Source organism: Pseudomonas sp. P5_A2_2 (genome assembly GCF_054177685.1).
Window position 1 is genome coordinate 1 of the sequence record NZ_JBGCUL010000247.1, and the last position, 5842, is coordinate 5842.

Consider the following 5842-nt stretch of genomic DNA (forward strand, 5'->3'; position numbering starts at 1 on the left):
CAGGATCAACTGGTCGTAGATCAAGTCAGGGGTCATCCGCACCAGGGTCAGGTCTTTCTTGCCCTGGCGAATGATTTCGTGACCCGCCGCCGTCGGGATCAGGTGGGTAAAGCCTTCGAGCGCGACCGTATCGCCGTCGTTTACGAATTGCTTCACCGCGTCGTGCAGCGAAAGGATTTCAGCCATTGGGGCAGGCTCCCATTTATTGTTAACCGACAGTGGAAGAAGGCGCCGATGCGCAGCGCCGGAATGACTGAAGATTAAGCCCGTGCAAAACGCCAAACAATCCGATAATCGACTAACCGTTCGATTATCGAACATATTGTTGCTTGGCTACCGATCCCCAAAAGCTTCGCGAGCAGGCTCGCTCCCACAAGGTATGGCGTAATCCATGTGGGAGCGGGCTTGCCCGCGATGAGGCCCTCAACCTCGCTGAAAATTCTGAACCCTGGAATCAGGTCGCATCCGCATGACTGACCATGCCCTTGATCACCACTGCCGTGGTCGCCAAGGCCGCCGGAATCACCAGCGCTGTCAGCACTTGCTCGAAATTCCAGCCCAGCCCCAGCAGCGTCGCTCCCATCCACGCCCCGAGAATGGCGCCGAAGCGGCCGATCCCGAGCATCCACGACACCCCGGTGGCCCGCCCCTGAGTCGGATAAAACCGTGCAGCCAGCGACGGCATTGCCGATTGCGCGCCGTTGACACACATCCCGGCCACCAGCACCAGGGTCGCCAGCAGCGCGATGTTGCCCAGGCTCTGCCCTACCGCGTAGGCAAACACCCCGGCCAGCAGGTAAAAAATGCCGATGACCTTGTGCGGATTGAACCGGTCCATCGCCCAGCCCACGCCCACCGCACTCAATACGCCACCGAACTGGAACAGTGCGCCGATGAAAGCGGCTTGCTCCATGCTCGCGCCACTGTCACGCATCAGCGTCGGCAGCCAGCTGGTCAGCAGGTAAACGATCACCAGGCCCATAAAGTAGGTCAGCCACAGCAGCAAGGTGCCGGTGCTATAGGTGCCGGAGAAGATCACCGCGAACACATTGCGCGCCTTCACGGTTTTCTGTTCCGGCACGCTGAAACTGGACGCCTGGGCCACCACCGTCGGATCAATCGGCGCCAGTGCCTTGCGCACTTTGTCCGTACCGCGATTGCGTACCACCAGGTAACGCGCCGACTCCGGCAGCCAGAGCAGCAAAACGACGGCGAGGATCAGCGGCAGAATCCCGCCGATCAGCAGCAGGCTGTGCCAGCCAAAGGCCGGAATCAGCTTGGCCGAGATAAATCCGCCGCCAGCCATGCCGAGGTTGAAACCGCAGAACATGCTGGTTACCAGCAGGGATTTTTTGCGTTCCGGGGTGTACTCCGACAGCAGGGTCGTGGCATTCGGCATGCCGGCGCCCAGACCCAGGCCGGTCAGGAAGCGCAACACCAGCAACTGATCGACATTGCTGCTGTAGGCCGAAGCCAGACTGAAGGCACCGAACAACAGCACCGCACCGACCAGTACGACTTTTCGTCCGAAGCGGTCGGCCAGAGGGCCGGAGCCCAGTGCGCCGAAGACCATGCCGATCAACGCCGCACTCATCACCGGGCCGAGACTGGCACGGTCGATACCCCAGTCCTGGGACAGGGCCGGGGCGATGAACCCCATGGCCGCGGTGTCKAGGCCGTCGAGGAAGACAATCAGGAAACACAGGATCACCACCCGCCATTGGTAGCGCGAAATGGGTTGAGCATTGATGAAGGACTGCACGTCAAGGCAGTTACCTACAGCAGACTGAGGCTGGTTCATTATTTTTATTCCACGGATCGCTGTCGAACGGTGTCAGCAGATGCTGACGAAGCCGCGACAGTAATGATCCGGGGGAAACAGCGTCAATTCACCCAGCGCGACTCTGTGCGTTTATCGAACACCTTAAGTGAACAGCTGCGTACTCAGGTCGCGACTGGCACTTAGCAGGCCGGGCAGGAAACGCTGCTCCAGCTCATTGCGGCTGACCCGCCCCGCATGGGTGCTAACGTTGAGGGCCGCAACCACCTGGCCGGAGGCGTCATACACAGGAACGGCAATTGAACGCAGCCCTTGCTCGAGTTCCTGGTCGACGATGCACCAGCCTTGCTGTCGCACCTCTTGCAGGCATTCGAGCAGCGCCTCGGGGGTGTGGATCGTGCGGCTGGTCTTGGCCTGCAATTCGGCGTGGTCGAGGTATTCGCCCAGCGACGTGTCATCCAGCGCGGCCAGCAGAATCCGCCCCATCGACGTGCAATAGGCCGGCAAGCGCCCGCCCACCGACAGGTCCACCGAAATCAGGCGCTGGGTGGTTGCGGAGCGGGCGATGTACAAAATGTCATCACCTTCCAGCGTGGCCATGTTGCAGGCCTCGTGCAGTTGCTCGCTCATGCGGTCCAGGTAAGGCTGGGCGGACACCGCCAGCGGCGTCGATGACACATAGGCATGGCCGAGGGTCAGGACTTTGGGCAGCAACGAATAGGTGCGGCCGTCGGTGGTGGCGTAGCCGAGTTTGATCAGGGTATGCAGGCAACGGCGCACGGCGGCGCGGGGAATTTCCGTGCGGTGACTGATCTGGGCGATGGTCAGGTGCCGTTTGCGCTCCTGGAACGCCTGCACTACGGCCAGGCCACGGGCCAGGGACGTCATGAAGTCCGGGTCGCCGGTCAGTGCCTGGATCCGCTTGGCCGGCGAAGCAACGATGGGGGGAGCCACTGAAGTGAAGGAATTGCGCATTTGATCGTTCATACAAGGTCCTGTTACCCACTCGGATCAGCGACTATTACAAAGGGCTACCGCCTGGCGCTCAAGCCCGGCCTGCCATCTTCGGGCGATTATCGAACGCTCGACCGATAATCGCAATCCACCGTGTCAATCACCCGATTCGCGGGTGTTCGATTTTTTCGCTGACTCACGAACCGCTGTTTACATCGACTCGACACAGGACTTAATGGGGCAATCTAAATACCGTAACTTGTTCGAACTATATGGCGTCCGGCAGGCATCGCTGCAATGTGGTACCCGTCGGCGTTCCAGTTAATCGTAAAATTTCGAGCAACAAAACGGTCACACACCGGGATCCGCTTTTAACTCTTTGGAGATAGTGTTCTTCAAATCGGCCGCTATAATACAATTCAGTAGCGCTTCGGTTTTTTACTTGCCGAACCCGCTACCCGGCAATGCGATGTTCCATCGCCGTTGCCCGTTGCAAGCGCCAGACTCGCATTGAACCGCCTTGCCAGTGCGCTTGCCGATACAGGAAACTGAAGCTACGTCAGCTGTTTATATCTGGTGCCGTGGCCGCCTGTGACATGGAAGTATTGATCACCCTGTTGCCAAAACGATGCCTTGACGGGCATTGCCCATTCGACGAACGTGATCAATCGATTTGATGCAGCGCGTGTTCACCAGAATTTATCCCAACTCAATCAGGTAGCACTGTGACGAAAGACGAACTGCGCGCGGAACTAGAGCGCCAGGAACAACGCTACAAGGAAGTTTACGGCGGAGAAGTCACCACTTACGCCGCTCAACCCGAACCGGAACGCAAACCCTGGCGTAAACGCGCCACTGTCCAGGATCAGGTTTTCCAGCAAGAACTTCAAAAAATGGAAAAGGAACTCAAAGCCGAAGAGCCGTGACTGCTTTGGCCTGATCCTTACAAAGGCCTGCCTCTGCACCCGTTAAAAGCGGGGGTGTATTGATGCTGCCTTTCGCGCCCGCCATGAGCGGGCAGCGGCCATCACCGTCGTCGAATCCGGCAAATTTCCGGTATCTGACCTATTTCTCAGATTTTTCTCACAACCGTTCAAGCCCCTCTTACCGGGCCGCGAAGGTTTTGTGACGGTATATTTTTTAAATTAAATCAATGACTTATAAAACACAGCAAAACCGTGGGTTTTCAGGTGCTGCGGCAAAAAAATTCGTTGAAGAATGTTACCGACGAGCAGCTAGTGCATTGATTAGCGGTCTTTTCTGGCATAATCGCGCCCCCTTATGACCGGGTCAGAAAACCTTCATGATCGATTTATTCAGCGGACTGGATGCTTGGGTGCTTGTGAGCCTCTTGCTCGCCCTGGCCTTTGTCCTCGCCTTCGAGTTCATCAACGGCTTTCATGACACCGCTAACGCGGTGGCGACCGTTATCTACACCAAAGCCATGCCGCCTCACCTGGCGGTGTTTTTCTCCGGTGTGTTCAACTTCCTCGGCGTACTGCTGGGCGGGGTCGGCGTGGCGTATGCCATCGTCCACCTGCTGCCGGTAGAACTGCTGATCAATGTGAACACCGGGCACGGACTGGCGATGGTGTTCTCGTTGCTCGCCGCCGCCATCACCTGGAACCTGGGCACCTGGTACTTCGGTATCCCCGCCTCCAGCTCCCATACGCTGATCGGTTCGATCCTCGGCGTGGGTCTGGCGAACGCCTTGATCAACGAAATTCCGTTGGCCGATGGTGTGAACTGGCAGAAGGCAATCGATATCGGCATGTCGCTTGTATTCTCACCAATGGCAGGCTTCCTGATCGCCGCACTGATCCTGATCGGTCTTAAATGGTGGCGTCCGCTGTCGAAGATGCACAAGACGCCGGAAGAGCGCCGCAAGATCGACGACAAGAAACACCCGCCGTTCTGGAATCGCCTGGTACTGGTGATCTCGGCCATGGCCGTGAGCTTCGTGCACGGTTCCAACGATGGCCAGAAAGGTATCGGCCTGATCATGCTGGTCCTGATCGGTATCGTGCCGGCCCAGTTCGTCCTCGACCTGAACAGCACGACCTATCAGATCGAGCGGACCCGCGACGCCACGCTGCACCTGAGCCAGTTCTACCAGCGCAATGCCGAAACCCTGGGCGAGTTCCTGGCCCTGGGCAAGAGCCTGAATGGCGATCTGCCGGAGAAATTCCGTTGCAACCCGCAACAGACCGAACCGACCATCGCCGCCCTGCTCGACACCCTCAAGGGTGTAGCCGACTATCACTCGCTGCCGGCGGAAAGCCGTATCGAAGTCCGTCGCTACCTGCTCTGCCTGGACGACACCGCGAAGAAAGTCAGCAAGTTGCCAACTCTCGGGGCTCGTGAAAAGGCCGACCTGGACAAGCTGCGCAAAGACCTGACCACCACCACCGAATACGCGCCGTTCTGGGTAATCCTGGCGGTTGCACTGGCCTTGGGCCTGGGCACCATGGTCGGCTGGAAACGCGTGGTACTGACCATTGGCGAGAAGATCGGCAAGCAAGGCATGACCTACTCCCAAGGCATGTCGGCGCAGATCACCACTGCCAGCCTGATCGGCATGGCGAACATCTTCAGCCTGCCGGTTTCCACCACCCACGTGCTGTCCTCGGGCGTGGCGGGCACCATGGTCGCCAACAAAAGCGGCCTGCAAGGCGGCACCGTCAAAACCATCCTGCTGGCCTGGGTAYTGACCCTGCCAGCCACCGTGGCCCTGTCGGCCGGGTTGTTCTGGCTGGCTTCGAAGGCCCTTGGCAGCTGATAGGCGGCCAAACGAAAAAAGGCGCGCTCCGCAAGGACCGCGCCTTTTTTATTGCCAAAATCTTCGCCACACCACAAATCACTGTGGGAGCGAGCTTGCTCGCGATAGCGGCCTTACAGCCAATATAGATGCTGAATGTTATGGCCTCATCGCGAGCAAGCTCGCTCTCACATCTATGGTTACCCCCTTTTCTGCAATACTGTTGTTGATGTCGTGTTTGGCTTGCTTTCATCTATCCGGCGTCTGAGTTGGGGTTGTGGCCCCCGCGCCTCGATGAGAATCGATGCCCAACGACCCTAATTAGGGGAACGGCCTTGCAGCCGTGTGAG

The 5842-nt window shown here is 58.5% G+C and carries 5 protein-coding genes; 2 read left to right on the plus strand and 3 right to left on the minus strand.

The features are described 5' to 3' along the window. The 3 genes from ACXRVY_RS15285 to pcaR form a co-directional block, all read right to left on the minus strand. A partial coding sequence (locus tag ACXRVY_RS15285) for a CoA-transferase (protein ID WP_458237685.1) occupies window positions 1-186 on the minus strand: 186 nt, incomplete at its 3' end. Between the two features lie 268 nt (window positions 187-454). Continuing rightward, window positions 455-1801 (minus strand): MFS transporter, encoded by a 1347-nt coding sequence (locus tag ACXRVY_RS15290; protein WP_223463903.1) that lies wholly within the window; start codon window positions 1799-1801, stop codon window positions 455-457. A 123-nt stretch (window positions 1802-1924) separates the two neighbouring features. After that, a complete protein-coding gene (pcaR, locus tag ACXRVY_RS15295; RefSeq protein ID WP_150718587.1) occupies window positions 1925-2767 on the minus strand; it encodes a pca regulon transcriptional regulator PcaR in 843 nt (280 codons plus the stop codon). A 692-nt stretch (window positions 2768-3459) separates the two neighbouring features. Between pcaR and ACXRVY_RS15300 the strand changes: the two genes are divergently transcribed. Both ACXRVY_RS15300 and ACXRVY_RS15305 read left to right on the plus strand, forming a co-directional pair. Continuing rightward, window positions 3460-3660: a hypothetical protein gene (locus ACXRVY_RS15300; protein WP_007986337.1), complete on the plus strand. Its 201-nt coding sequence runs from the start codon at window positions 3460-3462 to the stop codon at window positions 3658-3660. Window positions 3661-4037: 377 nt separating this feature from the next. Further along, a complete protein-coding gene (locus tag ACXRVY_RS15305) occupies window positions 4038-5513 on the plus strand; it encodes an inorganic phosphate transporter (protein WP_223463904.1) in 1476 nt (491 codons plus the stop codon). The last annotated feature ends 329 nt before the right edge of the window (window positions 5514-5842 follow it).

What these genes read in the sequence shown, in the direction of transcription:
- pcaR (WP_150718587.1), bottom strand. Translation starts at nt 2,767, where the DNA reads ATGAACGATCAAATGCGCAATTCCTTCACTTCAGTGGCTCCCCCCATC.